Origin of the sequence: Dactylosporangium roseum (assembly GCF_025264685.1) — a bacterium.
Lineage (GTDB): Bacteria > Actinomycetota > Actinomycetes > Mycobacteriales > Micromonosporaceae > Dactylosporangium > Dactylosporangium roseum.
Window position 1 is genome coordinate 1648733 of record NZ_CP073721.1, and the last position, 24973, is coordinate 1673705.

Sequence of the window (24973 nt, forward strand, 5' to 3'; positions counted from 1 at the left end):
ATCGGCGGAGGCCGTGGCCGGCATCCCGGCGGCGCTCGCCGGTCCGGGGGATACGGGCAGCGTCGCTGTCCCATTTTTTGTCGTACCCCCGGGCTAGCCTCCATGTCGATGACCCAGACCATGACCGAGACACTGTCGCTCACCCAGGCCCGGCGAGTCGCCCTCGCCGCGCAAGGCTTCACCGACCGCGTCCCCGCAGGGGTGCCGGAGCGCCGGCACGTGCGGCGCGTGCTGGCCCGCACCGGCCTGCTGCAGATCGACTCGGTCAACGTGGTCCAGCGCGCCCACTACCTGCCGGCCTACAGTCGCCTGGGCCCCTATGCCACCGACCTGCTCGACCGGATGGCCTACCGACGGCCGCGGGAGCTGTTCGAGTACTGGGCGCACGAGGCGTCCCTGGTTCCGGTGCACCTCCACCCGGCGCTGCGCTGGCGTATGCGGTCCGGCGCGGCCTGGGGACGGATGGTCCGCATCTCCCGCGAGCAGCCCGACCTCGTGCGATGGGTGCTCGACGAGATCCGGGCCAAGGGGCCGATGACCGCCGGTGAGGTCGAGGGCGATCTGGTCCAGCCGCGCCGGAAGGACCACTGGGGCTGGAACTGGTCGGACACCAAGACCGCGATCGAGTGGCTGTTCTACTCGGGTGAGGTCAGTGTGGCCCGGCGCAACTCGTCGTTCGCCCGGGTCTACGACGTTCCCGAGCGGATCTTCCCGGCCGAGGTGCTGGCGGCCCCGACGCCGGAGCCGGCCGACGCCTTCCGCGAGCTGGTCCGGGTGGCGGCCCGCGCGCTCGGTGTCGCCGCCGAGGCCGAGCTGCGTGACTACTTCCGGCTCCCGCTCGACGGCGCCCGCACGGCCATCGCGGAGCTGGTCGAGGCGGGGGAGCTGGTGCCGGTCCGGGTCGAGGGCTGGATCCCGCGGGGTTACCTCCACGCCGAGGCGCGGGTGCCGCGGCGGGTGAGCGCGGCGACGCTGGTCAGCCCGTTCGACCCGCTCATGTGGGAGCGGGCACGGGTGCAGCGGCTGTTCGGCTTCAACTACCGCATCGAGATCTACGTCCCGCCGCTCCAGCGCTTGTATGGGTATTACGTGCTTCCGTTCCTGCTCGGTGACCGGCTGGTGGCGCGGGTGGACCTCAAGGCCGACCGGAAGGCGGGCGTGCTCCAGGTGCCGGCCGCGTGGGTCGAGACGCCGGCGGGACGCGGCGCGCCGGGGCCCGGCGCGGTCGCTGAGGCACTCGCCGCCGAGCTGCACCGGTTCGCGGGCTGGCTCGGCCTGGCAGCGGTCGAGGCACCCCAACGGGGCGACTTCGCCGACCAGCTCGCCAAGGCGCTGGCGAGCGCCGGCGGTGTAGCGTGATGAGCGTGACGTCATCCCTGCCGGCTGCCCTCACGGTCGCCCAGCCGGCGGCGCCCGCGGCCGACGAGACGGTCCCGCCGCCGCCCGTCTACCACTATGCCTATCAGCCGCTACCCAAGGGGCGGTTCCAGCGGCTCGTCGACCGGCTGCCGGCCTGGTCCGGACCGGCCGGGGTGGGCGCGCTGATCGGCGGTGGCGTGGCCTACACGCTGCTCATGAACCCCACGCGGGCGGGCGCCACCGACACGCCGACGTGCATCGTCAAGCTGCTGACGGGCTTCGACTGCCCGGGCTGCGGCGGCACGCGCGCCGCGTGGTACATGCTGCACGGCGACATCCCGGCCGCCGCGCACCACCATGCGCCGCTGCTGTTCGCGGCGCCCTTCCTCGCGTATCTCTACGTGAGCTGGACGGTCAACCGGCTCAACCTGCCGTTCAAGCTGCCGGTGCTGCGGATCTCCAACAAGGCGCTGGTCGGCTTCCTCGTGGCGTGGCTCGCATTCTCGGTGTTGCGCAACCTCCCATGGGCGCCCTTCACCTGGTTCTTCGTCTAGGGTCTGGGCATGCTCTCCGTCAAAGCGATCGCGTGGACCCACTTCGAGCCCCCGGCCGACGTGCCGTGGGAGACCGACGCGGAGGGCGGTGAGGCGCTCGCCGAGTTCGCCGGCCGCGCGTGCTACCAGTCGTGGAGCAAGCCCAACCCGGCCACCGCCACCAACGCGGGTTACCTGCGGCACATCCTGGAGGTCGGCCACCTGTCGGTTCTGGAGCACGGCTCGGTCACGTTCTACCTGACCGGCGTGTCGCGCTCGTTCACCCACGAGCTCATCCGGCACCGCCACTTCTCCTATTCGCAGCTCTCCCAGCGCTACGTGCCGGGCCGCGACGCCGCGATGATCGAGCCGGCCGTGATCGCCGAGGACCCAGCCCTGCACAAGACCTTCGTCGAGGCGAGTGAGGCCGCACTGCGGGCCTACAACGAGCTTCTGGAGGGGCTCGAGGCCAAGTTCAGCGACGTGGCCAACGGCACCCTGCGGCGCAAGCAGGCCCGGCAGGCCGCCCGTGCGGTGCTGCCCAACGCCGCCGAGACGCGGATCGTCGTCACCGGCAACTACCGGGCTTGGCGGCACTTCGTGACGATGCGCGCCACCGAAACGGCCGACGTCGAGATCCGCGAGGTCGCCGTCGCCTGCCTGCGTGAACTCCAGCGCATCGCGCCCAGCGTGTTCGGCGACTTCACCATCAGCACGCTCCCGGACGGCACCGAAGTCGCCACCGGTAAGTACAGCCAGGAATCTTGAGAAGAGCGAAGGAAAGGCGTCCGCTAGGTTGTGCGTATGACACGCACCGGTTCCGTCCCAGGCCGGCCCTTTGGCCGACTGCTCAGCGCGATGGTCACGCCGTTTCGGCGTGACGGCTCGCTCGATGTCGACGGTGCGGCACGATTGGCGACCCACCTGGTCGACGAGCAGGAGCACGACGGCCTGGTGATCAACGGCACCACCGGTGAATCGGCGACGACGTCCGACGCGGAGAAGGATCAGGTCCTGCGGGCGGTCGTCGAGGCTGTCGGCGACCGCGCCACGGTCATCGCGGGGGTGGGCACCAACGACACCGCACACACGATCGAACTGGCCCGGGCCGCCGAGAAGGCCGGCGCTGACGCCCTGCTCGTCGTGACGCCGTATTACAACAAGCCGCCCCAGGCGGGCATCCTGCATCACTTCCGCAGCGTGGCGGACTCCTCCGGCCTGCCGGTGATGGTCTACGACATCCCCGGCCGCACCGGGATCCCGATCGAGACCGAGACCATGTGCCGACTCGCCGAGCACGAGCGGATCGTCGCGGTGAAGGACGCGAAGGGTGATCTCGGCGAGAGCGCCTGGGTGATCAAGCGGACCGATCTGGCGTACTACTCCGGCGAGGACAAACTGACGCTCCCGCTGGTGTCCGTCGGGGCGGTCGGCGTTGTCGGCGTTCCGACACATGTGTTCGGCCCGGAGAGCAAGCGCATGATCCTCGCCTACGAGGCCGGTGACATCGCCACGGCCCGTGACCTGCACCTGAAGCTGCTGCCCGCGTTCTGCGGGTTCTTCCGCACGCAGGGTGTCATCCTCACCAAGGCCGCACTGACGCTGCTGAACCTTCCCGCCGGCCCGGTCCGGCCGCCGCTCGTCCCGGCGAATGCGGCAGAGCTCGGCCGTTTGCGGGAAGATTGCGCTGAGGCGGGCCGCACGATCGGGACCGCGGAGCAGATTGCCCACCACAACGAACTCGGAGTGCCCCTATGACCGTGGCGCACGTCGAGCTCGATCCGCCACCACCACCGGGGCCAGCCACCCTGCGGATCACCCCTCTGGGCGGTCTGGGCGCGATCGGCCGCAACATGACGCTGCTCGAGCACGCCGGCAAGCTGCTCATCATCGACTGCGGGGTGCTCTTCCCCGACGTGGAGCAGCCGGGCGTCGACCTGATCCTGCCGGATTTCTCGTCGATCCTGGACCGGCTCGAGCAGGTTCAGGCGATCGTGTTGACGCACGGCCACGAGGACCACATCGGCGCCGTGCCCTACCTGCTGGCCCACAAACCGGACATCCCCCTCGTCGGATCGAAGTTCACGCTTGCCTTGGTCGAGGCGAAGCTGGCCGAGCGGCGCATCGAGCCCTACTCGCTGACCGTCCGCGAGGGCCAGGTGGAGCAGCTCGGGCCGTTCGAGTGCGAGTTCTTCGCGGTCAACCACTCGATTCCGGACGCACTCGCGGTCGCCGTCACCACGTCGGCCGGGCGGCTGCTGCACACCGGCGACTTCAAGATGGACCAGTTGCCGCTCGACGGGCGGATCACCGACCTGGCCGGATTCGCCCGGCTCGGCGCCGAGGGGGTCGACCTGCTGCTGTCCGACTCCACCAACGCGGAGATCCCCGGCTTCGTGACGCCGGAGCGGGAGATCGCGTCGGTGCTGGAGGGCATCTTCGGCCGGGCGAAGGGGCGCATCATCATCGCGTCGTTCGCCTCCCACGTGCACCGGGTGCAGCAGGTGTTCGACGCCGCCCACGCCCACGGGCGCAAGGTGGCGCTGATCGGCCGCTCGATGGTGCGCAACATGGGCATCGCCCGCGACCTCGGGCTGCTGCGCGTGCCGGCCGGCCTGGTGGTGGCGACCGACGAGGCGATGAGCCTGCCGGCGGACCGGATCGTGCTGATGTCGACGGGCTCACAAGGCGAGCCGATGAGCGCCTTGGGCCGTATGGCCAACGGCGACCACCGGCATGTCGTCATCAGCGAGGGCGACACCGTCGTGCTGGCCTCCTCGCTCGTGCCCGGCAACGAGACCGCCGTCTACCGGGTGATCAACCAGCTTTCCCGGGCGGGCGCCATCGTCGTGCACAAGGACGTCGCCAAGGTTCACGTGTCCGGCCACTCGCCGGCCGGGGAGCTGCTCTACCTACTCAACGTCGTCAAGCCGCGAAACTTCATACCGGTCCACGGCGAGTGGCGCCACCTGCGCGCCCACGCCCAGTTGGCCCGCGAGTCCGGTGTGCCCGACGACCGGGTGGTGCTGTGCGAGGACGGCGACGTCGTCGACCTCGTCGACGGGCGGGCCATGCTCGTGGGGCACATCCGCTCGCGGTATGTCTACGTCGACGGTCTCGCCGTCGGTGACGTCGGAGAGTCGCTGCTCACCGAGCGGCGCATCCTCGGCGACGGCGGGTTCATCGCCGCGACCGTGGTCATCGACTCGGTCACCGGCAAGGTCGTGGCCGGTCCGACGGTGTCGGCGAAGGGCTTCTCCGACGATCCCGCGGTGTTCAACGCGGTGCTGCCGCTGGTCACCGAGGCGCTCAACAGGGCGGCGACTGAGGGCATCACCGACCCGCACCAACTGCAGCAGATCGTCCGGCGCACGGTCGGCCGCTGGGTCAACGAGGCATACCGGCGGCGGCCGATGATCGTGCCGACGGTGGTCGAGGTCTAAGGCCGGAGCCGTGTTCGAGGTGCTCGCGACCACGGTGCTCGTGGTGCACTTCGCGTTCCTCGCCTACGTGGTGCTCGGCGGCTTCCTCGCCTGGCGATGGCCGAAGGCCTTCTGGCCCCACCTGGCAGCCGCCGTCTGGGGTCTCACCGTGGTGACGTTCTCGCTGAGGTGCCCGCTCACCGCCGTCGAGCACTGGGCGCGGCGCAGGGCGGGGCAGGGCGGCGTCGAGCGCGGGTTCATCGACCAGTACATCGAAGGCGTCCTCTATCCGGCGCGGTACACCCACTATCTGCAGGTCCTGGTGGGCGTGGTGGTGGTCGGCTCCTACGCCGGGCTCTGGGTGAAGTACAGAAACCGGCGGGACACGACCCGTCGAAGCGAAGAAATGTCGGAGCCCCCCGCTACGGTGTGACCATGGCGGGCCGCACCTCCCAGGCCGGCCGCGGCGGCGGCACGTCCAACGCGCGCGGCGGTTCGAACACGCGTTCGGCCAGCCCGGCGAAGCGGACGGCGCCCCGGGCCCGCGCGACCACTCCTCCGGCCGCCCGCGGTCGCACGACGACGCCCCGGACCACACCCGCCGCTCGGCGGCGGCGTGGCGGCGCCGTGGTCGCCACGCCGCTCGGCCTGTTCGGCAGGGGCATGATCGCCGTCTGGATGGGGCTCGCCCACGGGGTCGGCTGGGCCGCCCGGGCCGTCGGCCGGCAGGCCGCCAACGCGCGCGGGCTCGATCCGGAGCACCGCCGTGACGGCGCGGGGCTGGCGCTCATCGGCTTCGCCGTCCTGCTGACCGCGGCGTTGTGGTTCCAGGCCGCGGGTCCGGTCGGCCGCTGGCTCGCCGACGTCTGCCACACCTTCATCGGTGCCGCCTCCGCGGTGCTGCCGGTGCTGCTGCTCATCGGCGGGATCCGGGTCATGCGCTCCGACCCGGAGGACGACCACCGCGGTCGCGGGCTCGTCGGCTGGACCGCGCTGTCCAGCGGCGCCACCGGCCTCATGCACCTGGCCGCCGACAGCCCCACCCGGCCGGCGCAGATGGACGAGGCGGGCGGCCTGCTCGGCCGGGCCGGGGGCGGGCTGCTGGAGATGGCGGTGACCGCATGGGTCGCGGTGCCGCTGCTGTTGCTGCTGTCCGGCTTCGGCCTGCTCGTCGTCACCTCCACCCCGATCTCCCGCATCCCGCACCGCTGGCGCCAGCTTCGCGACCTCGCGCTCGGCCGGGTCGAGGACCCGACGCTGGCGGACGACGACGAGTTCGACGAGCTCTACGACGAGCCGGAGCCCAAGCCGGGCCGGCGCGGCCTGGCGCGGCGCCGCCAGGCCTCAATGCCGCACCCGACCGATGACCCGGAGGGGCTCGACGGCCCGGGCGGGGGCGTCCTCTTCGACGCCGCGGCGCCCGACCTGGCCCCTGAGCCGGTGCACGACACGGTCGTGCTCGACCGGGTGCCGCCCGCGACGAAGCGGAAGAAGGCCAAGGAGCCGCCGGAGCACTCGCCCCTGCCCACGCGGGCCGAGCAGCTCGCGCTCACCGACGCCGACTACAAGCTGCCCCCGCCGACCCTGCTCGGCACCGGGGACGCCCCGCGCGGCCGCACCCGCGCCAACGACGAGGTCACGGCCGCCCTTCAGGGCGTCTTCGAGCAGTTCGGCGTTGACGCCCTCGTCACGGGCTTCACGCGAGGCCCGACGGTGACCCGCTACGAGGTCGAGATCGGCCACGGGGTCAAGGTGGAGCGGATCACCGCGCTGTCGCGCAACATCGCCTACGCGGTGAAGTCGCCCGACGTGCGCATCCAGAGCCCGATTCCGGGCAAGAGCGCGGTCGGCGTCGAGATCCCCAACTCCGACCGGGAGAACGTGGCGCTCGGCGACGTGCTGCGCTCGCGACCGGCGACCAGCGACCACCACCCGCTCCTGGTGGCGCTGGGCAAGGACATCGAGGGCGGCTACGTGGTGGCCAACCTCGCGAAGATGCCGCACATCCTCATCGCGGGCGCGACCGGCGCGGGCAAGTCGAGCTGCCTCAACAGCCTGCTCGTCTCGCTGCTGACGCGTGCCACGCCCGACGAGGTGCGGCTGCTGCTGGTCGACCCCAAGCGGGTCGAGCTGACCAGCTATGAAGGCATCCCGCACCTGGTCACGCCGATCGTCACCAACCCGAAGAAGGCGGCCGACGCCCTCGAGTGGGTGGTGCGCGAGATGGACATGCGCTATGACGACCTGGCCGCGGCCGGAGTGCGGCACATCGACGACTACAACCGCAAGGTCCGCGCCGGTCAGATCACCGCGCCGCCGGGCAGCGAGCGGGTCATCCGCCCGTATCCGTATCTGCTGGTGGTCGTCGACGAGTTGGCCGACCTGATGATGGTGGCGCCGCGCGACGTCGAGGACTCGGTCGTGCGGATCACGCAGTTGGCCCGGGCCGCCGGCATCCACCTGGTGCTGGCCACCCAGCGGCCGAGCGTCGACGTCGTCACCGGCCTGATCAAGGCCAACGTGCCGTCGCGCCTCGCTTTCGCCACGTCCAGCCTGGCCGACTCGCGGGTCATCCTCGACCAGCCCGGCGCCGAGAAGCTCATCGGCCGCGGCGACGCGCTGTTCCTGCCGATGGGCGCGTCGAAGCCGATCCGCATCCAGGGCGCCTGGGTCAGTGAGACCGAGATCAACGACATCGTCAAGTTCTGCAAGGACCAGCGCGAGCCGGAGTTCCGGCCCGACGTGCTGGTCAAGGCCGAAGACGGCAAGAAGAAGATCGACGAGGAGATCGGCGACGATCTCGAGCTGCTGGTGCAGGCGATCGAACTGGTGGTCACCAGCCAGTTCGGCTCGACGAGCATGCTCCAGCGCAAGTTGCGGGTCGGGTTCGCCAAGGCCGGTCGGCTCATGGACCTCATGGAGACCCGCGGGATCGTCGGCCCCTCCGAGGGGTCGAAGGCCCGCGACGTGCTGATCAAGCCCGACGAGTTGTCAGAGGTGCTGGCCGCGCTCCAGTCCGGCGACGCCGACTGACAGGCGGGTGCTCGCCGCCTTCGTGCCGATCTGGGCGTTGACCGCGATCGGCTTTCTCGTCGGGCGCACCCGCGTGCTCGGAACCGGCGCGGTCGACGTGCTGGGCCGGTTCGTATTCTACGTCGCCATGCCCGCGGCGCTGCTGGACCGGCTGACGCGGGAGCCGATCAGCGGGCCGGCGGGGCGGGGGATCGCGGCCTTCGTCGTCGCGACGATGCTCATGGGCGCGGTGGGGTTCGCCGCCGCCCGCTGGGTCTTCCGCCGGCCGCTCGCCGAGCAGACGGTCGCGGCAATGGCCGCCGGCTACGTCAACGCCGGCAATCTGGGCATTCCGGTCGCGGTGCAGGTGATCGGCAACGCGTCGTTCATCGCCGTGGTCCTGCTGGTCCAGACCACGATCCTCACTCCGGTCATCCTCGGCGCGCTCGACTTCGCCCGGGCCGAGCACCCGTCCGGCCGCTGGCGCCGCCTGCTCACCGTGCCGCTGCGCAGCCCGGTCCTGCTCGCGTGTCTCGGCGGGGTGATCCTCGGCGCGGCGGGCGTGCGCCTGCCGGGGCTGCTCGCCGACGTGGTGTCCCTGCTCGGTGCCGCCGCCGTGCCGTCCGCCCTCGTGGCGTTGGGGCTTTCACTCGTACGGGCTGAGGCCGCCGACGCCGAGCCCCGGCGCCCGGCCGAGGTGGCGCTGGCGGTGCTGCTGAAGTCGTGCGTCCAGCCGGTCGTGTGTTTCCTCGTGGCCCGGTTCGCCTTCGGGCTGACCGGCGTCGATCTGCTGGCCGCCGTGCTGTGCTCGGCGCTGCCGACGGCGCAGAACACGTTTGTGTACGCCCGGACGTACGGGGTGGACGGCACGTTCGCGCGCGACGCCGTCGTGGCGTCGACGGCGGTGTCGATGGCGACGCTGACCGTGGCGGCGACGCTGCTGCGATAGTTGTCCGCGTGACCGGCGAAGGAGTCGAGGCGCTGGCGGCGCTGGGTGAGCCACAGCGCCGGGCGGTCTACGAGCACGTCGTCGCCGCGGGAGCGCCGGTGAGCCGCGACGACGTGCCGGGCGCCCCTCGAAGCTCACTCTCCGTAGCGCGCATCTTGACGTGCTGCGACGCCGGCGGGAGTGGTTCGAGCCGTTCGGTGACGTCTACGCGGTCACCGGGTGGATTCCGGCCGGGCACATCCCGACGCTGACCGAGGCGGGGCAGCGGCTCGACCTGCTGCGACGCGAGGGGCCTTCGCCCGCGGCCGTCACCTTCCGCGACCCGTTCCCCGCGGCCCGAGGCCGGATCCGCCCGGCAAATTGTCAGTCCCGGTCGGTACCCTCGACAGCATGTCCACCAACGCTGACCGCCGCGTAGCCCTGCTCACTCTCGGCTGTGCCCGCAACGAGGTGGACTCCGAGGAACTCGCCGCCCGCCTCGCCGACGGCGGCTGGTCCGTCACGACCGACGGCAACGACGCCGCCGTCGTGCTGGTCAACACCTGCGGTTTCGTCGCCAAGGCCAAGCAGGACTCGATCGACACCCTGCTGGCCGCGGCCGACACCGGTGCCAAGGTGGTGGCAACCGGCTGCCTCGCCGAGCGATACGGGCAGGAGCTGGCCAGCGAGCTGCCCGAGGCGCATGCCGTGCTTGGCTTCGACCACTACCCGGACATGGCCGCCCGCCTCGACGCGATCCTCGCCGGCGAGACGATTTCGTCACACGTGCCGCGCGACCGGCGCACCCTGCTGCCGATCACGCCGGTCGAGCGGCGCACGGCCCAGGTCGTCACGCCCGGGCACCTGCCGGCGCACCTGCGCGGTGTGCTGCGGCAGCGGCTCGACTCGGGCCCCGTCGCGCCCTTGAAGCTGGCCAGCGGCTGCGACCGGCGCTGCTCGTTCTGCGCGATCCCGGCGTTCCGCGGCGCGTTCGTGTCCCGCACGCCGGACGAGGTGCTCGCCGAGGCCGAGTGGCTGGCGGCCAACGGCGTGCGCGAGCTGGTGCTCGTGAGTGAGAATTCGACGTCCTACGGCAAGGACCTCGGCGACCCCCGCCTGCTGGAGAAGTTGCTGCCGCAGCTCGCGGCGGTGCGGGACATCGTGCGGGTCCGCGTCTCCTACCTCCAGCCCGCCGAGACCCGTCCCGGCCTGGTCGAGGCCATCGCCACCACGCCGGGCGTCGCGCCCTACTTCGACCTGTCGTTCCAGCACTCCAGCGAGCCCGTGCTGCGTCGCATGCGCCGATTCGGCTCGACCGGGCGGTTCCTCGACCTCCTCGACAGCGTCCGGCGGCTCGACCCCGCCGCGGGCGCCCGCAGCAACGTCATCGTCGGCTTCCCCGGCGAGACCCGCGAGGACATCGACGAGCTGGCCCGGTTCCTGACCGAGGCACGGCTCGACGCGGTCGGCGTCTTCGACTACAGCGACGAGGACGGCACCGAGGCCGCCACCCTGCCGGACAAGGTCCCCGCCGACACGGTCAAGAAGCGGTACGACTGGATGAGCGCCCTGGCGGAGGAGCTGTGCGCCCAGCGCGCCGGCGACCGCGTCGGCTCGATCGTCGAGGTGCTGGTGGACTACATCGACGAGGAGGTCGTCGAGGGACGCGGCGCCCACCAAGCGCCCGAGGTCGACGGCTCCACGACGCTCGTCGCCGGTGCCGGGCCCGACCCGGCGACCCTGCGTCCGGGCGACTTCGTGCGGGCCAAGGTCACCGAGAGTGTCGGCGTCGACCTGGTCGCTACGCCGATCGAGATGATCAGCCCGGCGGGGCCATGACGGCGATCAAGCCCGTCCCACTGCTCAACGCGGCAAACATCCTCACGGTCGTGCGGATGGTGCTCGTCCCCGTGTTCGTGCTCTTCGTCGTGGCGAGCGGCATGACCCGCGACGGATGGCAGCTCGCGGCGGGCATCACGTTTGTCGTGGCCTCCGCGACCGACTACGTCGACGGCTGGATCGCCCGTGCGCACAACCTGGTCACGTCGTTCGGCAAGGTGGCCGACCCGATCGCCGACAAGGCTCTCACCGGCACGGCGCTCGTGCTGCTGTCGATCTACGACAAGCTGCCCTGGTGGGTGACGCTGGTCATTCTGGTCCGCGAGTGGGGCGTCACCGCGCTGCGCCTCTGGGTCATCCGGCACGGGGTCATCCCGGCCAGCCGGGGCGGCAAAGCGAAGACCGCGCTGCAGATCCTGGCGATCGGGTGGTATCTCTCGCCGCTCCCCGACGGCCTGGCGGCCGTCGGCCCGTGGCTCATGTTCGCCGCCGTGATCGTGACGGTGGTCACAGGCGTCGACTACGTGCTCCGTGCCATCCGCATCCGGCGGACGGCGCTCCCCTTTCCCGGACCGGCGCCGACGGTGGCGCCCGCAGCGGACGAGGCCGCATGAACAGCGCGACGAGCAGCCCGGCCGGCCCTCCGGCGATCCTCGATGAACTGGTGGCCCGCGGTGCGACGCTGGCGGTGGCCGAGTCGCTGACCGGCGGGTTGCTCGCCGCCGCGTTCGTCGAGGTGCCGGGCGCCAGCCGGGTGTTCCGCGGCGGCGTCGTGGCATACGCGACGGACCTCAAGGCCACGCTGCTGGGGGTGCCGACGCCGCTGCTCGACGCGCACGGCCCCGTCGACGCCTCGGTGGCCGCCGCGCTGGCCGCCGGTGCCCGTGAGCGGTGCGGCGCCGACTGGGCCGTGGCCACGACCGGGGTCGCCGGGCCGGACCCGCAGGCGGGTCAGCCGGTCGGCCGGGTCTATGTCGCGGTGGTCGGCCCGTCCCTCGCACACGGCGACCCCGAGCGGGTGGAGGTCCGCGAGTTCACTCTGGCGGGCGACCGCTCGGCGATCCGCCGGGGTGCCGTCGACGCCGCCGTGGCGCTGCTCGCCGAGGCCCTCGCGATCACCCTCACCCCTCGATAACCGCGGGGCGGGGTGTCGATCGGCTCCGCACCAGGTACCGTGACGGGTACCAGTTTTCGCGGGCTTGTCAGTTGCCTCGGAGGGGGTGCCGCCGTGCTGCTTCGTCGAGTGATCGGTGACGCGCTACGAGCGCGACGGCAGGCCCAGCATCGGACGCTGCGTGAGGTGTCGACGGCTGCCAACGTGAGCCTCGGTTACCTGTCGGAGATCGAGCGGGGCCAGAAAGAGGCCTCCAGCGAGTTGCTGGCCGCGATCTGCGAGGCCCTGGGCGCGGCGCTGTCCGAGGTCCTGCGCGACGTGAGCGACACGCTGGCGCTGTCCGAGGACATGCCTCGGGTGCTCGTGCCGGTCGGCGCTCCGGCGCCCTCCCCCGACGAGAGTTCCGGCTCGGCGGCCACTTCCTCGGCCGAGGGAGCGACCGCCCCTCCTCCGTCAGGGTCGGGCTCGTCGGCCTCCACCGGCCCGTCGGCTCCCGAGGCGCGGCTCGCGCGCGGCACTCCCAAGGCCAAGCTCGCCACGGACGTGAAGCTGTCGGTCGCCGTCCACCACGACGGCCCGCTCCGCACGACCCTGCGCGCCCGCCCCGCGGTGGACCGCGAGCGCGACGTCGTCTACGCTGCCTGACCCTCTTCCGGGCGTTCCTTCCTCCCGGCGTCGCACCGTGCCGCTGTGTCGCAGCACGCTGTGCAGCGGACACTTCCGGGCGTTGTCGACCGCACCTGCCACACTGATGCCACGCCGGATGGCGGCGTGCAACAGTGGCTTTCGCGGAGGCGACGACTGTGACCTTCCCGGCACCGACCCGGCGGCGCAACCCTTTACCGATCATCGTCGCGGTGGTGGTCGGCCTCATCGCGATCTGCGGGGTCTACGTCGTGCTGACCGTGACCCGGGGCGGCGGCCAGGGCGACGACAAGACCGCCACCCCGCGCCGTGAGGGCTGCACGCCGCTCCACATCGCCGCCTCAAGCGAGAAGGCCGCGCTGCTGCAACAGATCGCCAGGGCGTACATCGAGCAGGACCGCCGCTTCGACGGCAAGTGCGCCGACCCGGTCGTCACGTCGAAGGCGTCCGGCGCGGCGCTCGACGCCCTCGCCGCCGGCTGGGATCCGGCCAAGGACGGTCCGGCGCCGCAGGTGTGGACACCGGCGTCGTCGTCCTGGGTGGCGCTGCTGCGACAGCGGCTGGCCAGCGGCGACAAGGGCGGCCTGGTTCCCGACGGCAAGCTGCCCACGGTCGCGCAGTCGCCGCTCGTGCTGGCGATGCCCAAGCCGATGGCGGAGGCCCTCGGCTGGCCCGACAGGCCGATCGGCTGGGGCGACGTGCTCGGGCTCACCAACGACCCCAGCGGCTGGGGCGCCAAGGGGCACCCGGAGTGGGGGCGGTTCAAGCTCGGCAAGACCAACCCGCACTTCTCGACGTCGGGCCTCAACGCCACCGTCGGCGCCTACTTCGCCGCGACCGGGCGCTCCACCGACCTGACGGAGAAGGACCTCACCAACCCGGCCGTGCTGCAGTTCGTGAAGTCGGTCGAGTCCGGCGTCGTGCACTACGGCGACACCACGCTGACCTTCCTGTCGAATCTGGCCGCCGCCGACCAGGCGGGGCGTGGGCTCAACTACGTCAGTGCCGTGGCCGTCGAGGAGAAGTCGGTCTACGACTACAACCAGGGCAACCCCACCGGCGACCCGGCGCTGGCCGGCAAGGGCGCGAAACCGCGCGTACCGCTGGTGGCCGTGTACCCGAAGGAAGGCACGCTGCTGTCGGACCACCCGTACGTCGTGCTGACGAACGCGAGTGACGAGCAGAAGGCGGCCGCCGACGACTTCCTCGCCTACGTGCGGGACGCGAAACAACAGCAGCGGTTCACCGACCTGGCCTTCCGCACATTTCAGGGCAAGGGCGGCGCCGGGCTCACCACCGCAAACGGCCTGCTGCCCGACGCCAAGCTCACCGTCATCGACCCGCCGTCGCCGCAGGTGCTGGAAAAGGCGCTGACGACCTGGGACACGCAGCGCAAGCGGGCAAAGATCCTGCTGGTGCTCGACGTCTCCGGCTCGATGGACAATCCCGCCGGCAACGGTCAGTCCCGGATGGAGCTGGCGAAGTCGGCCGCGTTGCAGTCGCTGAAACTGCTGGCGCCGGACGACGAGGTCGGGCTGTGGACGTTCTCGACGGAGGTCGGCGGCGCGCCGACGCCGTACACGGAACAGGTGCCCGTCGGTGCGCTGTCCGCCAACCGGGTGCCGCTCGAACGGATCCTCAAGTCGCTGAGCGCCGAGGGTGGCACGGCGCTCTACGCCACCACGCGCGCGGCGCAGCGCAAACTGGCCGAGACCGCCGACCCGAGCCGCATCAACGCCGTCGTGGTGCTCACCGACGGCAAGAACGAATACCCGAAGGACAGCGACCTCGATGCGCTGGTGCGCGACGTGGACACCTCCGACAAGGAGATCCCGGTGCGCGTCTTCACCATCGCATACGGCGGGCAGGCCGACCTCAAGGTCCTCCAGCGGATCTCGTCGGCGTCGCGGGCGGCGGCCTACGACGCCAGCGATCCGACGACGATCGACAAGGTCCTGATCAACGTCCTCAGCAACTTCTGAGGCAGACTTACGTTCGTGGGCGTGAAGGAGCAGCTTACCGAGCCGTGGGGGCTCGTCGCCGCCGGGATCCTGGGCGGCATGGGCGGGGCGGTCGCGGCCGCTCTCGCCCCGGCGGGCCTGCTGGTCGGCGTGCCGGTCGGGCTGGTCGTCGCGGGTGCCGTCTACGGCATCCGGATCGGACTCGGCACGATCACCGACCGGACCGCCGACCCGCACCCCCGGATCCAGCCGCCGCCCGACCTGCCCACGCCGCCGCGCGGCAGCGATGCCGAGCGGTGGCTGCGGCGGGCCGAGGCGGCGGTCCGCACGCTGCGGCGGCAGTCGGAGAGCCCGGCCGATCCGGTGCTGCGCGGCCAGATCGGCGAGGTCGACGACCAGGCCGCCGGCGCGCTCGCCGACCTGGTGCGCTTCGCCGGCCAGGTGACGCTGATCGAGCAGACCGCGGCCGGCATCAACGTCCAGCGGCTCCGGCAGGATCGTTCCCAGCTCCAGCGCGGCCTCCAGGGCCTGCCGGCCGGCCCGCTGCGCCAGGAGCGGGAGCGGGCGCTGCGGGCGGTGACCGACCAGCTCGACGTCGGCCGGCGACTGCAGGAGGCCCGGGAGATGCTGCTCGCCCGGATGCAGTCCGCCGTGCTGGGCATGGAGGGGCTGGTGGCGCGCATGTCCGAGCTCCTCGCGCTGCACGCCACAACCGCGGGAGGCGCGACGCTCACCGCCTCGAAGGTCGCCGAGCTCACCAACGATCTTGAGGGTATGCGGGCCGGGCTCGCCGAGGCGGAGCGCCTGTCCCGTTCGGCGCTCTCCGGAGGGGAGCACATGTGATGAGTCGCAGCCCTGAGATCACCCTGAGTTGCATAACGTTTGACCTGGTTTGCCCGGTATTTCCGTGGCTTTGCCCACAAGGTAGGCGTGACGCTCTAGCGTGCGCCTGACACGATGGAAGCCGCATGTTCTTGTGCTGGCCGAGAGAGGACCGCGAAATGGCGAATCCGTTCGCTAAGGGCTGGAAGTACCTCATGGCGCTCTTCGGCGCCAAGATCGACGAGTATGCCGATCCCAAGGTACAGATCCAGCAGGCGATCGAGGACGCGCAGCGTCAGCACCAGGCCCTGGTGCAGCAGGCCGCGGCTGTGATCGGCAACCAGCGGCAGCTCGAGATGCGCCTGTCCCGGCAGATGTCCGAGGTGGAGAAGCTCCAGGGTTCGGCCCGCCAAGCACTCGTCCTCGCCGACAAGTCGCGCGCCGAGGGCGACGAGGCCAAGGCCACGCAATACGAGCAGACCGCTCAGGTGTTCGCGACCCAGTTGGTCGCCGCCGAGCAGGGCATGGAGGACCTCAAGACCCTCCACGACCAGTCGCTCAACGCCGCCGCCCAGGCGCGCAAGGCCGTCGAGAACAACGCCATGATGCTCCAGCAGAAGCTCGCCGAGCGCACCAAGCTGCTCAGCCAACTGGAGCAGGCGAAGATGCAGGAGACGGTGGCCAAGTCGCTCGAGTCGATGAGCGGGCTCGCCGCCCCCGGCAACACCCCGTCGCTCGACGAGGTGCGCGAGAAGATCGAGCGGCGCTACGCCAATGCGATGGGCCGTGCCGAGCTCGCCTCCAACTCGGTGGAGGGCCGGATGCTCGAGGTGCAGCGCTCGACGCTCGACATGGCCGGCAGTTCCCGCCTCGACCAGATCCGCGCGAGCATGGCAGGCGAGAAGCTCGCGGCCACCCCGGAGTCGCCGTCCGTCGCGGCGCCCGCCGCGCAGAAGGACGCCAGCGTGGCCCGGCTCGACGAGATCCGGGCGAGCATGAACAAGGACAAGCCGGCGGGAGACTCCGCCAGCGCGAGCTGACCGACCGGGGGGAACAGTAATGGCCACGGCACGGACCAAGCACCTGAAACGACTGCGGAGGCTGCACCGCTCCGCCCGGGGCTGGTCTGTGCGGGCCGGGCTGCTGACCGGCGCCGCCGCGGTCCTGGTGCCCTACAGCGGCCTCGGCCTCCCCGACGCCTTCTGGGCCGCCGGCGCCGGTGGCTCGATCGCGATCGCGATCTGGCGGTGGCTCGACTACCGCGCGTTCCGCCAGCTAGCGGTCCCCGAGGATCCCGACCCGGCCGTCGCTGGCGCCCTGGCCCGCCAGAAGCTCGTGGGCCTCGTCCAGCGGCTCCCGGCCGGCAAGACGGCGCTGGCGGAGTTCGACCGGCAGCGCGAGTCGTTCCGCCTGCGCGGGCTCACGGTCGCGGAGCCGTGGAGGCGTCTCGACCGCGCATCGGTGATGCTCAGCGGGCTCGTCGGCCGCCTCGGCCCGGCCGCCGAGGCCGCTGTCCTCGACGCCGCGGTCGCCGAGCGCTCCCTGCGGGACCTGGCCCAGCGCACCGCCTCGGTGGAGCGGACCATGAGCCTCGGCCCAGCCGGCGAGGCGCTCCGTCCGGCCCACGCGACGCTCGCCGCGCAGCTCGAGCAGGGTGTCACCGCCTACGAGCAGTTCGTCACCGCGGCCGCCGGCTGCGTGGCCGAGGACAGCGCGACACTGGGCAACCTCTCCGACGCCACCGCCTTCCTGCGCGGTGTCGCCGAAGGGCTGGCCGACCTGCGCAACGCCCCCAACCCCCGGCCGCAGCCCGCGTGAGTCACTCGTTGGGGAGCAGATAGCGCCAGCTAGCACGGACCAGGGTGCCGTCCGGGATGCGGTATGCCGGCCAGGCGCCCCGCTGGTCCAGGTCTCGCGTCAACTTCCGCACCGCGCCGCGGGCCGCGTCGCCGTCCAGGTCGGCCTTGCGCAGGTCCCTGTCGCCGGCCGCCGGCAGCGCCACATCCGCCGGCCACGCCGTCGCGCCGGCCACGTCGCCGTCGACCGGAACCGCCACCACCCGGACCCGGGTCGCGAGATACGGCTGCGCCGTCGCCGACACCGTCTTGTGCACGGCGGCGAGGCGGTCCCGCGCGGTGTAGAGCACGTCGGCGTACAGGCGATCCGCCTTGGCCTCGTCGAGTCCTTCGGCGGCGAAGGACAGCGTCCCGGATTCGGACCACACGGACACCTTCGTCACCGGCGCGTCGAGCATCGTCGGGGTCGCCGTCGGCTTCTTCTGCGCCCCGGACGACCGCAGGTCCTCGGTGAGGCCCGCCGCCAGGCTCCGCAACTGGTCGGAGTCCAGTCGGGCTCGGTAGGCGGCGTCGGCGATCGCCTCGCCGTCGCCGAAGACGACCAGCCGCGGTGCGCGCAGCGCGAGCATTCCGGCGCCGTTGCGGCCGCCGGTGAGCTCCCAGGCGGCGAGCGGAGTGTTGGCGGGCGGGCGGACGGTCGGGGCCGCCGTCGGTGTCACCAGGGGAGTGTTGTCGCATCCGCCGAGCGCGGCCGCCACGAGCGAGGCACCCGCTCCGGCGAAAAGCCCGCGCCGGCTCAGCGGGTGATCCACCGGTACGCCATCGCACCCAGCGCCACCCCGCCGAAGATCGCCGCCGCCCGCGACATCGACGAACAGCTCTTGAGCCCCGCAGACGTCCTGCTCATCGCCCCTCCCCAGGAGACGTGCCCAGCAGCCGCTGCTGCGCGGCCGTGTATCCGGCGTCGGTCAGCTCGCCGGCGCCGTGCGGCCGGCTGAGGCGTTCAAGTGCGGATGCGAGCTCGCCCGGGTCGGCGCCGACCGGTCGTGGCGGCTCGGCCGGCGCGCGGGCGTCCAGTACCTCCAAGACCCTACCGTGCTCGCGCTCGGCCGCCGCGCGGGGCGTCGTGCCGGGGGCGGGCCGGCGACGGGCCGCAGGCCCACCGGCTCCGGCGGTTCGTGGTCGGCCCACGGCGTCGAGCGCCCGAACTCCTTGTCCAGCGGGAAGAATGGGCCGGCGCCCGGGGCGAGGAAGATCACCCCGCAGATCAGCCAGCCGACGGCAACGCCGTCACCGTCCGAAATCGCGGCCTGCGGCACATGCTCCGGGCACGTCGGATACGCGACAGCGCCCGGCGGGTCTGCGGGTCCTCACCCGCGCGACGGAGGCTCACCGGGCTGGCAGTGCGGGCACCAGTACGTGATGCGGTCGTGATCACCACCGGTCCAGCGCCGGATCGTCGTCCCGCACCGGCGGCACGGCCGTCCGGCACGCTCGAAGACCCAGTTGGCCTCACCGGGCCGCAGCGAACCCGTCGTCGCCTGGGTCCAGCGCCCGCGGTTCGAGTTCAGCAGGCGGTGCGCGAGGTCGACCGCGGCCGGCAGGTCGGCGACCTCTCCGACCGTGGCCCACGGCGACAACCCGCGCAGGAACAGCGTCTCGGCTTTGTACAGATTGCCGATGCCGGCGAGGTTGCGCTGATCGAGCAGCGCGTCGGCGATCCACCGGTCCGGCTTCGCCCGCAGCCGCGCGACCGCCTCGCCGGCGTCCCAGTCGTCGCCCATGAGGTCCGGGCCGAGGTGTCCGACGAGCTGCCGCTCCTCGGCCGTCGGCACGACGGCGAGCTCGTGGAGGTGGTAGCCGACGGCGGCCACGGTGCCGGTGTGCAGCACCACACGGATCAGGTGGGACGGGCGGCCCGACCAGCGCTCGCCTGCACGATACGTCCGCCAGACGCCGTCCATCCTCAGGTGGGAGTGGAGGGTGAGCGGCTGCTGGCCGTCCTTCGTCAGGCGCAGCAGGAGGTGCTTGCCGCGGCTCGCCGACTCGGCCACCGTCCACCCACCGAGGTCCACGGTGGCGAGCCGGGGCACCCGGAAGTCGCTGCGCTCGACGACCTGCCCCGCCAGGGCGCGACCGATCACACGGGCGGTGTTCCAGACGGTGTCACCTTCGGGCACGCCGTCAATCCTGCCTCGTGGCTCGGGTGGCCGGATCGCGGCCCGCTCGAGCCGCCGCGTGGCGGGTCCGCAGGATGTCGGTTGCCGCGGCCAGCAGGGCGAGCAGCATGAAGCCGATCGACGCGGTCAACGAACCCTGGAGCGCGGCGGTCCAGTCGCCGCCCGTCGCGTTCAGGCGGGCGAAGAACACCGAGCCGATCGTGGCGATGCCGAACGCCGCGCCGACACGTTGTGCGGTCTGGACCACGCCGGCCGCGCTGCCCGAGCGGTCCACCGGTACCTCCGCCAAGGTCAGCGTCTGGTTCGGCGTGATCACCAGCCCGCTGCCGGTCCCGGCCACCAGCAGCGGCAGCGCCATCGTCACCCCGGGAGACACCTGCGGCACCAGGCGGAGCACCACGATCGTCGCGGTCAGCCCGGCGATGACGGTGACCAGGCCGAGCGCCACGAGGGGGCGGCCGAGACGGTTGACGATGCGGCCGCCCACGAACGCCGCCACCGCCGAGCCCAGCGCGAACGGGGTGATCGCGAGGCCGGCCTCCAGCGCGGAGTAGCCGTGCCCGCGCTGGAGGAGCAGCGTGAAGATGAAGAAGTTGGCGGTGAATCCGGCGAAGTACAGCAGGACGAGGGTCGTCCCCAGGCCGTACGACGGCACGCGGAACAGGCCGAGCTCGATCAGCGGCACGCCCCGCCGGGCGAAGCGCCGCTCCCAGGCCATGAACACCGCGAGGGTGGCGAGGCCGGTGGCGACCAGCAGCCACTTCGCGTTGCCCTGCCACTGCCGTTCCTGGACCAGCGGCAGCAGGATCTGGACGACCGCCGCGCCGAGCAGCACCACGCCGACCGGGTCGAGGCTCTCCCGGCGGCGCCGCTCCGCCGGACGGCGCGGGATCAGCCGCCAGCCCAGCACCGCGGCGAGCACACCGACCGGCACGTTGATGTAGAAGACCCAGCGCCAGCCCTCCGCCGAACCGCCGAGCTGGATCAGGACCCCGCCGAGCAGCGGGCCGATCGCGGTGGCGATGCCGATCGTCGCGCCGAGCAGGCCGAACGGGTGGCCCCGCTCGGGCGGCGGGTACAGGCGCTGAATCAGGCCGGTGACCTGCGGGTTGAGCACGCCGGCCGCGGCGCCTTGCACCAGCCGGGCCGTGACCAGCCAGAGTTCGTTGCGCGCCGCTCCGGCCACGGCACTGGCCAGGGTGAAGCCGAGCAGCCCGGCGACGAACACGCCCCGGATGCCGCGGGCGTCGCCGAGCCTGCCGGCCGGCACCAGGAGCAGGCCGAACGTCAGCGCGTAGCCGGAGAGGATCCACTGCAAGCCGCTCGTGCCGACGCCGAGGTCGGCCTGGATGGAGGGGATCGCCACGTTCACGATGCTCACGTCGAGCAGGGTCATGAACGCGGCCACGAGACCGACCGCGAGAGCGCGGTTACGCATCGAGCACCTGGCGGGTCATGGGCGTCAGGCGCTGGCACAGCGTCGGCTGAGGCCAGGTGACGCTGCGCAACTCGTCGGCGTACGACATCCAGTAGTGACCGCTGCCGTCGTGGTCGAAGTACGCGTGCGACTCGTACGCGGTCCGGTTGAGCGGGTCGACGATCCACGCCGTCGGGTGCATCTGCCCCCACGACGGCGGGCCCATCGGGACGTACCCGCTGACGAGGATCGCCCGCCGATCGCCGGTGGATCGGATCGCGTCGACGGCCTGCTGCGCGGCACGCTCCCAGATCAGGGCGCCGTCGCGGCCGTCGGCGGCCAGCCGGGTCGGCTCGTTGAGCAGCCCGAGGCCGATGACGGCCGGGTCGTCGGCGGCGCGGCTCATCCGCACCCAGAAGTCGGCGAGCGCCGTCGTCGGCAGCCGGTCGTCGCCGAGCCGCAGCATGCGCGGCTGGCCCGACGGGCCGCCGCCGGCCGCGTAGTCGCCGTAGTTGTGCAGGTCGAGGATCACCGCGAGGCCGGCCGCCCGCGCGTGGTCGAGCGCGTCACGAACCCGGGCCACCTCGACCTCGTCCAGCGGCCCGAACGGGCGTGGTTGCAGCCGCTCCCAGTTGACCGCCAGCCGCACGAGGTGGACGCCCCGCCCGGCGAGGAACGTGTAGCTGGCGGGTGTCTCATACGTGTAATCCTGCCCGTACCGCCCGGGGTTGCCGGTGCCGAAGCCGCCGTTGACGTCCGACGTCGCGAATGAGCCCGCCGCCAGGTTGACCCCGCGGAGGTAGGTCGGCGTCGTGCCGTGACGCTCGATCACCCTCGCCTGCGGGCCGGCCACGTCCACCGTCTGCCCCTGCGCGACCGGGCGGTACACGGCCATCGGGTAGTTGGCCGGCCACGTTCCGGCGGCCCAGGCGGTGACCGGCAGGCCGACGATGTCGGCGGCGTTGTACCAGGCCTCCGCGACGCCGGTCCACTGCTCGGCGTCGCGGTCCGCCGGCCAGCCGATCTCGCCGATGAACCCGGTCGCGTGGTTGCGGCGCAGCCAGCCGGAGAAGTTCGCCAGCCCGGCGACCGCCCGGGCCTGGACGATGTCCGACACGCACAGCACTCTCGCCGGTCTCGGGAGCTGCAGCGGTACGGCGATCGCCGCCACCAGCAGGAGCACGGCCGCGACCAGCGGCGGGGCCTTGCGCACCACCGCGGGCCACTGCCCGCCCTTGGGTCGGTCATGCCCGGATTACGCCTTTTTTGCCACGCCGCCGTAGACCGCGACCTGGGTGTCGGTGGCGTTCGCGTCGACGGCCGCGTCGGGACGCCACTTCGTGACGACCGGCAGGCCGGGCTCGACCAGCTCCAGGCCGGTGAAGAACCGGGCGATCTCCTCGTGCGAGCGCACCTGCATCGTCACGCCCTGCTTCGCGTAGATCGCCGCGACGCGGTCCCAGGCGGCCTGGTCGAAGTCGCCGGTCAGGTGCGACAGCGCGAGGAAGCTGCCCGACGGCAACGCGTCGACGAGCCGGCTCACCACCTCATACGGCCTGTCGGCGTCGCCGACGAAGTGCATGATCGCGATCAGCATCAGCGCGACCGGCTGGTCGAAGTCGATGACCTGCCGGAGCTGCGGCGCGGTGAGGATCCGGTCGACGTCACGCAGATCGGCGTCGATGTACTCCGTGCGCCCCTCCGGCTTGCTCGTCAGCAGCGCCCGGGCGTGGGCCAGCACGATCGGGTCGTTGTCGACGTAGACGATCCGCGACTCGGGCGCGATGTCCTGTGCGACCTCGTGCACGTTGGGTGAGGTCGGGATGCCCGTGCCGATGTCGAGGAACTGCCGCACGCCCTGCTCGGCGGCGAGGTGCTCGACCACGCGGCGCAGGAAGTTGCGGTTTTCCCGCGGGGGGATGCGGCTGCTGGGGTTGGCCTTGAGGCCCGCCTCGGCGGCGGTGCGGTCGGCCGGGAAGTTGTCCTTGCCGCCGAGCAGGAAGTCGTAGACCCGCGCCGGGTGGGGCCGGTCGGTCTGCAGGTCGACGGGCTCGTATGCCACGTCGGGCTTGGGCTTCATCCAGTCTGCGCCAGACATGTCCGCTCTTTCGCACGTGTGGTCAGCTTCGGCATTCCCGTCCGGCTCGGATCATATGCCCCCGCGTGTCGTGGACCTAGGGCGTTGATCTTGAGTCGTACCGGATGATCGTGATCCGGTCGCCGGGGACCGACCCGAGCCGGTCGGCCGCGCTGCCGCCGTTGACGGCGACCGCGAGGTGCCCGGCGGAGTCCGTCAGCACCACCAGCTCATCCGGGCCGACGTCGCCGAAGGTGGCGCCGGTCCGCGCCGGCTGCCCGTTGACGCTGACCGCCGTCCCGGGGCCGCCCGGTGGCGCGGTCGTGGTGGCGAGCTGGAGGTTGCCGAAGCGGTCGGCCGTCAGTACCTCGGCCCGCACGCCGTCGGGGAGGTGTTCGACGTGCGGGGGCACCGGCCGTACGACATCCGGCACTGTCGCTCCCGCAGTCGTGGGATCCGCGCCGAGTGCCAGGCGGGCGGCGACCGGCGCGAAGACGTCCCGCCCGTGGAACGTGTGCGAGACGTGCGGGGCGAACCACTCCCGGTTGGTGAGGTGCACCGCCCGGCGGATGCCGCCCAGCGCCTCGGCGGCGGGGACGAGCAGTCCGTTGTCCGGGCCGACGAACAGGCTGCCGTCGGCGGCCTCCACGACGATCGCGCGCCGCGCCGTGCCCACGCCCGGATCGACGACCGCCAGGTGCACGGACGGCGGCAGCGACGGCACGGTCTGGGCGAGCACCGCCGCGCCGCGGGTGACGTCGCCGGGTGGTACGAGATGCGTCACGTCGATCACGCGGACCTCGGGCGCCAGCCGGGCGATCACGCCGTGGCACGCCGCGACGAACCCGTCGGTCAGTCCATAGTCGGTGGTGAACGAGATCCAGCGCACGGGCACCACGATAGTGTCGGTGTCATGCGGCTTTGCGTGTTCACCGAACCCCAGCTCGGCGCCACCTACGAGGATCAGCTCGCGATCGCGCAGAGGGCCGAGCGGCTCGGCTTCGAGGCGTTCTTCCGTTCCGACCACTACGTGACGATGAATGGCGACGGGCTGCCCGGCCCGACCGACTCGTGGGTCACCCTCGGCGCGCTTGCCCGCGAGACGTCGACGATCCGGCTCGGCACGCTCGTGTCGTCGGCGACGTTCCGCCACCCGGGCCCGCTGGCCATCACGATCGCGCAGGTCGACGCGATGAGCGGCGGCCGGATCGAGGTCGGGCTCGGCGCGGGCTGGTTCGAGCGGGAGCACACCGCATACGGCATCCCGTTTCCGCCGGTGGGCGAGCGGTTCGACCGGCTGTCGGAGCAGTTGGCAATCTTGACGGGCCTGTGGTCGACTCCGGCGGGGTCGACGTTCTCGTTCGAAGGCCGGCACTACGACCTGGTCGACTCCCCGGCGCTGCCCAAGCCCGTGCAGCAGTCCGGCCCGCCGATCATCGTCGGCGGCAGAGGCCCGCGCCGCACCCCGCGACTGGCGGCCCGCTACGCCGCCGAGTACAACGTGCCGTTCTCGAGCGTGACCGACACCGACGCCGCGTTCAAGCGCGTGGTCGCCGCCATCGAGGAGGAGGGCCGCGACGGCCGTGCCCCGATCGTGTTCTCGGTCGCGCAGACGATCGTCTGCGGCGAGAACGAGGCGGAGGTACGGCGCAGGGCCGCGTCGGCAGGCCTGGATCCGGACGCCAGGCGCAAGGGCGAAGGCCCGCTGTTCGGCACTCCGCCGGAGATCGCCGAGCAGCTCGACGAGTATGTGAAGATCGGCGCGTCGAGGCTCTTCCTCCAGGTGCTCGACCTGCGAGACCTGGACCATTTGGACCTGATCGCCGCCGAGGTGGCCCCGTTGCTCCCGTAGCCGGCGTTGCTTGTGT

25 protein-coding genes are annotated in these 24973 nt (G+C 72.0%); 18 read left to right on the forward strand and 7 right to left on the reverse strand.

What is annotated here, in order from left to right:
* The first annotated feature begins 108 nt into the window (after positions 1–108).
* The 17 genes from Drose_RS08470 to pspM all read left to right on the forward strand — a co-directional run bounded on the left by Drose_RS08470 (position 109) and on the right by pspM (position 17453).
* Positions 109–1359: a winged helix-turn-helix domain-containing protein gene (locus tag Drose_RS08470; RefSeq protein ID WP_260727618.1), complete on the forward strand. Its 1251-nt coding sequence runs from the start codon at positions 109–111 to the stop codon at positions 1357–1359.
* Positions 1359–1913 (forward strand): DUF2752 domain-containing protein, encoded by a 555-nt coding sequence (locus Drose_RS08475; protein WP_390891342.1) that lies wholly within the window; start codon positions 1359–1361, stop codon positions 1911–1913. Before Drose_RS08470 ends, Drose_RS08475 begins: the two co-directional genes overlap by 1 nt.
* Before the next feature lie 9 nt (positions 1914–1922).
* Complete coding sequence (thyX, locus tag Drose_RS08480) at positions 1923–2660, forward strand: FAD-dependent thymidylate synthase (protein WP_260727620.1); 738 nt, start codon at positions 1923–1925, stop codon at positions 2658–2660.
* Positions 2661–2696: 36 nt separating this feature from the next.
* Positions 2697–3650 carry a 4-hydroxy-tetrahydrodipicolinate synthase gene (gene dapA, locus Drose_RS08485; RefSeq protein WP_260727621.1) on the forward strand — a complete coding sequence of 318 codons (954 nt, stop codon included), beginning with the start codon at positions 2697–2699 and terminating at the stop codon, positions 3648–3650.
* Entirely contained in the window at positions 3647–5335 is a 1689-nt protein-coding gene (locus Drose_RS08490; protein ID WP_260727622.1) for a ribonuclease J, read from the forward strand. The genes dapA and Drose_RS08490 overlap by 4 nt, the downstream gene beginning before the upstream one ends.
* A 10-nt stretch (positions 5336–5345) precedes the next feature.
* Positions 5346–5747: a DUF2784 domain-containing protein gene (locus tag Drose_RS08495; RefSeq protein ID WP_260727623.1), complete on the forward strand. Its 402-nt coding sequence runs from the start codon at positions 5346–5348 to the stop codon at positions 5745–5747.
* Positions 5748–5749: 2 nt separating this feature from the next.
* Positions 5750–8347: an FtsK/SpoIIIE family DNA translocase gene (locus tag Drose_RS08500; protein ID WP_260727624.1), complete on the forward strand. Its 2598-nt coding sequence runs from the start codon at positions 5750–5752 to the stop codon at positions 8345–8347.
* A 7-nt stretch (positions 8348–8354) separates the two neighbouring features.
* The gene (locus tag Drose_RS08505) at positions 8355–9275 is read left to right on the forward strand and encodes an AEC family transporter (protein WP_260727625.1); all 921 of its coding nucleotides are present in this window, start codon (positions 8355–8357) and stop codon (positions 9273–9275) included.
* A 160-nt stretch (positions 9276–9435) separates the two neighbouring features.
* A complete protein-coding gene (locus tag Drose_RS08510; RefSeq protein ID WP_260727626.1) occupies positions 9436–9693 on the forward strand; it encodes a DUF3291 domain-containing protein in 258 nt (85 codons plus the stop codon).
* On the forward strand, positions 9666–11093 hold the full coding sequence (gene rimO / locus Drose_RS08515) for a 30S ribosomal protein S12 methylthiotransferase RimO (protein ID WP_260727627.1): 1428 nt from the start codon (positions 9666–9668) through the stop codon (positions 11091–11093). Before Drose_RS08510 ends, rimO begins: the two co-directional genes overlap by 28 nt.
* Positions 11090–11707, forward strand: coding sequence for a CDP-diacylglycerol--glycerol-3-phosphate 3-phosphatidyltransferase (pgsA, locus tag Drose_RS08520; protein WP_260727628.1), 618 nt, complete (start codon positions 11090–11092; stop codon positions 11705–11707). The genes rimO and pgsA overlap by 4 nt, the downstream gene beginning before the upstream one ends.
* Complete coding sequence (locus Drose_RS08525) at positions 11704–12228, forward strand: CinA family protein (RefSeq protein WP_260727629.1); 525 nt, start codon at positions 11704–11706, stop codon at positions 12226–12228. The genes pgsA and Drose_RS08525 overlap by 4 nt, the downstream gene beginning before the upstream one ends.
* Before the next feature lie 93 nt (positions 12229–12321).
* Positions 12322–12852, forward strand: coding sequence for a helix-turn-helix domain-containing protein (locus tag Drose_RS08530; RefSeq protein WP_260727630.1), 531 nt, complete (start codon positions 12322–12324; stop codon positions 12850–12852).
* A 158-nt stretch (positions 12853–13010) separates the two neighbouring features.
* Complete coding sequence (locus Drose_RS08535; RefSeq protein WP_260727631.1) at positions 13011–14834, forward strand: substrate-binding and VWA domain-containing protein; 1824 nt, start codon at positions 13011–13013, stop codon at positions 14832–14834.
* Between the two features lie 21 nt (positions 14835–14855).
* Positions 14856–15656 (forward strand): hypothetical protein, encoded by an 801-nt coding sequence (locus Drose_RS08540; RefSeq protein ID WP_260727632.1) that lies wholly within the window; start codon positions 14856–14858, stop codon positions 15654–15656.
* 158 nt (positions 15657–15814) lie between these two features.
* On the forward strand, positions 15815–16675 hold the full coding sequence (locus Drose_RS08545) for a PspA/IM30 family protein (RefSeq protein WP_260727633.1): 861 nt from the start codon (positions 15815–15817) through the stop codon (positions 16673–16675).
* A 19-nt stretch (positions 16676–16694) separates the two neighbouring features.
* Positions 16695–17453: a phage shock envelope stress response protein PspM gene (gene pspM, locus Drose_RS08550; protein WP_260727634.1), complete on the forward strand. Its 759-nt coding sequence runs from the start codon at positions 16695–16697 to the stop codon at positions 17451–17453.
* Between the two features lies 1 nt (position 17454).
* Here pspM and Drose_RS08555 read toward each other — a convergent pair whose 3' ends face one another.
* From Drose_RS08555 to Drose_RS08585, 7 genes are all read right to left on the reverse strand, one after another.
* Positions 17455–18150, reverse strand: coding sequence for a hypothetical protein (locus Drose_RS08555; RefSeq protein WP_260727635.1), 696 nt, complete (start codon positions 18148–18150; stop codon positions 17455–17457).
* Between the two features lie 184 nt (positions 18151–18334).
* Entirely contained in the window at positions 18335–18517 is a 183-nt protein-coding gene (locus tag Drose_RS08560) for a hypothetical protein (RefSeq protein ID WP_260727636.1), read from the reverse strand.
* 284 nt (positions 18518–18801) lie between these two features.
* Positions 18802–19611: a DNA-formamidopyrimidine glycosylase family protein gene (locus Drose_RS08565; RefSeq protein ID WP_260727637.1), complete on the reverse strand. Its 810-nt coding sequence runs from the start codon at positions 19609–19611 to the stop codon at positions 18802–18804.
* Between the two features lie 4 nt (positions 19612–19615).
* Positions 19616–21049, reverse strand: a complete 1434-nt coding sequence (locus Drose_RS08570) for an MFS transporter (RefSeq protein ID WP_260727638.1) — start codon at positions 21047–21049, stop codon at positions 19616–19618.
* Entirely contained in the window at positions 21042–22244 is a 1203-nt protein-coding gene (locus Drose_RS08575) for a glycoside hydrolase family 5 protein (RefSeq protein WP_260727639.1), read from the reverse strand. Before Drose_RS08575 ends, Drose_RS08570 begins: the two co-directional genes overlap by 8 nt.
* Positions 22245–22283: 39 nt before the next feature.
* Complete coding sequence (locus Drose_RS08580; RefSeq protein ID WP_260727640.1) at positions 22284–23126, reverse strand: SAM-dependent methyltransferase; 843 nt, start codon at positions 23124–23126, stop codon at positions 22284–22286.
* A 76-nt stretch (positions 23127–23202) separates the two neighbouring features.
* Entirely contained in the window at positions 23203–24003 is an 801-nt protein-coding gene (locus tag Drose_RS08585; RefSeq protein ID WP_260727641.1) for an SAM hydrolase/SAM-dependent halogenase family protein, read from the reverse strand.
* Between the two features lie 15 nt (positions 24004–24018).
* On the opposite strand from Drose_RS08585, the gene Drose_RS08590 reads away from it, so the two are divergent.
* Positions 24019–24957: an LLM class F420-dependent oxidoreductase gene (locus tag Drose_RS08590; RefSeq protein WP_260727642.1), complete on the forward strand. Its 939-nt coding sequence runs from the start codon at positions 24019–24021 to the stop codon at positions 24955–24957.
* Positions 24958–24973 lie beyond the last annotated feature (16 nt).

What these genes read in the sequence shown, in the direction of transcription:
- Drose_RS08470 (WP_260727618.1), top strand. Translation starts at nt 109, where the DNA reads ATGACCCAGACCATGACCGAGACACTGTCGCTCACCCAGGCCCGGCGA.
- Drose_RS08475 (WP_390891342.1), top strand. Translation starts at nt 1,359, where the DNA reads ATGAGCGTGACGTCATCCCTGCCGGCTGCCCTCACGGTCGCCCAGCCG.
- thyX (WP_260727620.1), top strand. Translation starts at nt 1,923, where the DNA reads ATGCTCTCCGTCAAAGCGATCGCGTGGACCCACTTCGAGCCCCCGGCC.
- dapA (WP_260727621.1), top strand. Translation starts at nt 2,697, where the DNA reads ATGACACGCACCGGTTCCGTCCCAGGCCGGCCCTTTGGCCGACTGCTC.
- Drose_RS08490 (WP_260727622.1), top strand. Translation starts at nt 3,647, where the DNA reads ATGACCGTGGCGCACGTCGAGCTCGATCCGCCACCACCACCGGGGCCA.
- Drose_RS08500 (WP_260727624.1), top strand. Translation starts at nt 5,750, where the DNA reads ATGGCGGGCCGCACCTCCCAGGCCGGCCGCGGCGGCGGCACGTCCAAC.
- rimO (WP_260727627.1), top strand. Translation starts at nt 9,666, where the DNA reads ATGTCCACCAACGCTGACCGCCGCGTAGCCCTGCTCACTCTCGGCTGT.
- pgsA (WP_260727628.1), top strand. Translation starts at nt 11,090, where the DNA reads ATGACGGCGATCAAGCCCGTCCCACTGCTCAACGCGGCAAACATCCTC.
- Drose_RS08525 (WP_260727629.1), top strand. Translation starts at nt 11,704, where the DNA reads ATGAACAGCGCGACGAGCAGCCCGGCCGGCCCTCCGGCGATCCTCGAT.
- Drose_RS08545 (WP_260727633.1), top strand. Translation starts at nt 15,815, where the DNA reads ATGGCGAATCCGTTCGCTAAGGGCTGGAAGTACCTCATGGCGCTCTTC.
- pspM (WP_260727634.1), top strand. Translation starts at nt 16,695, where the DNA reads ATGGCCACGGCACGGACCAAGCACCTGAAACGACTGCGGAGGCTGCAC.
- Drose_RS08570 (WP_260727638.1), bottom strand. Translation starts at nt 21,049, where the DNA reads ATGCGTAACCGCGCTCTCGCGGTCGGTCTCGTGGCCGCGTTCATGACC.
- Drose_RS08580 (WP_260727640.1), bottom strand. Translation starts at nt 23,126, where the DNA reads ATGTCTGGCGCAGACTGGATGAAGCCCAAGCCCGACGTGGCATACGAG.
- Drose_RS08590 (WP_260727642.1), top strand. Translation starts at nt 24,019, where the DNA reads ATGCGGCTTTGCGTGTTCACCGAACCCCAGCTCGGCGCCACCTACGAG.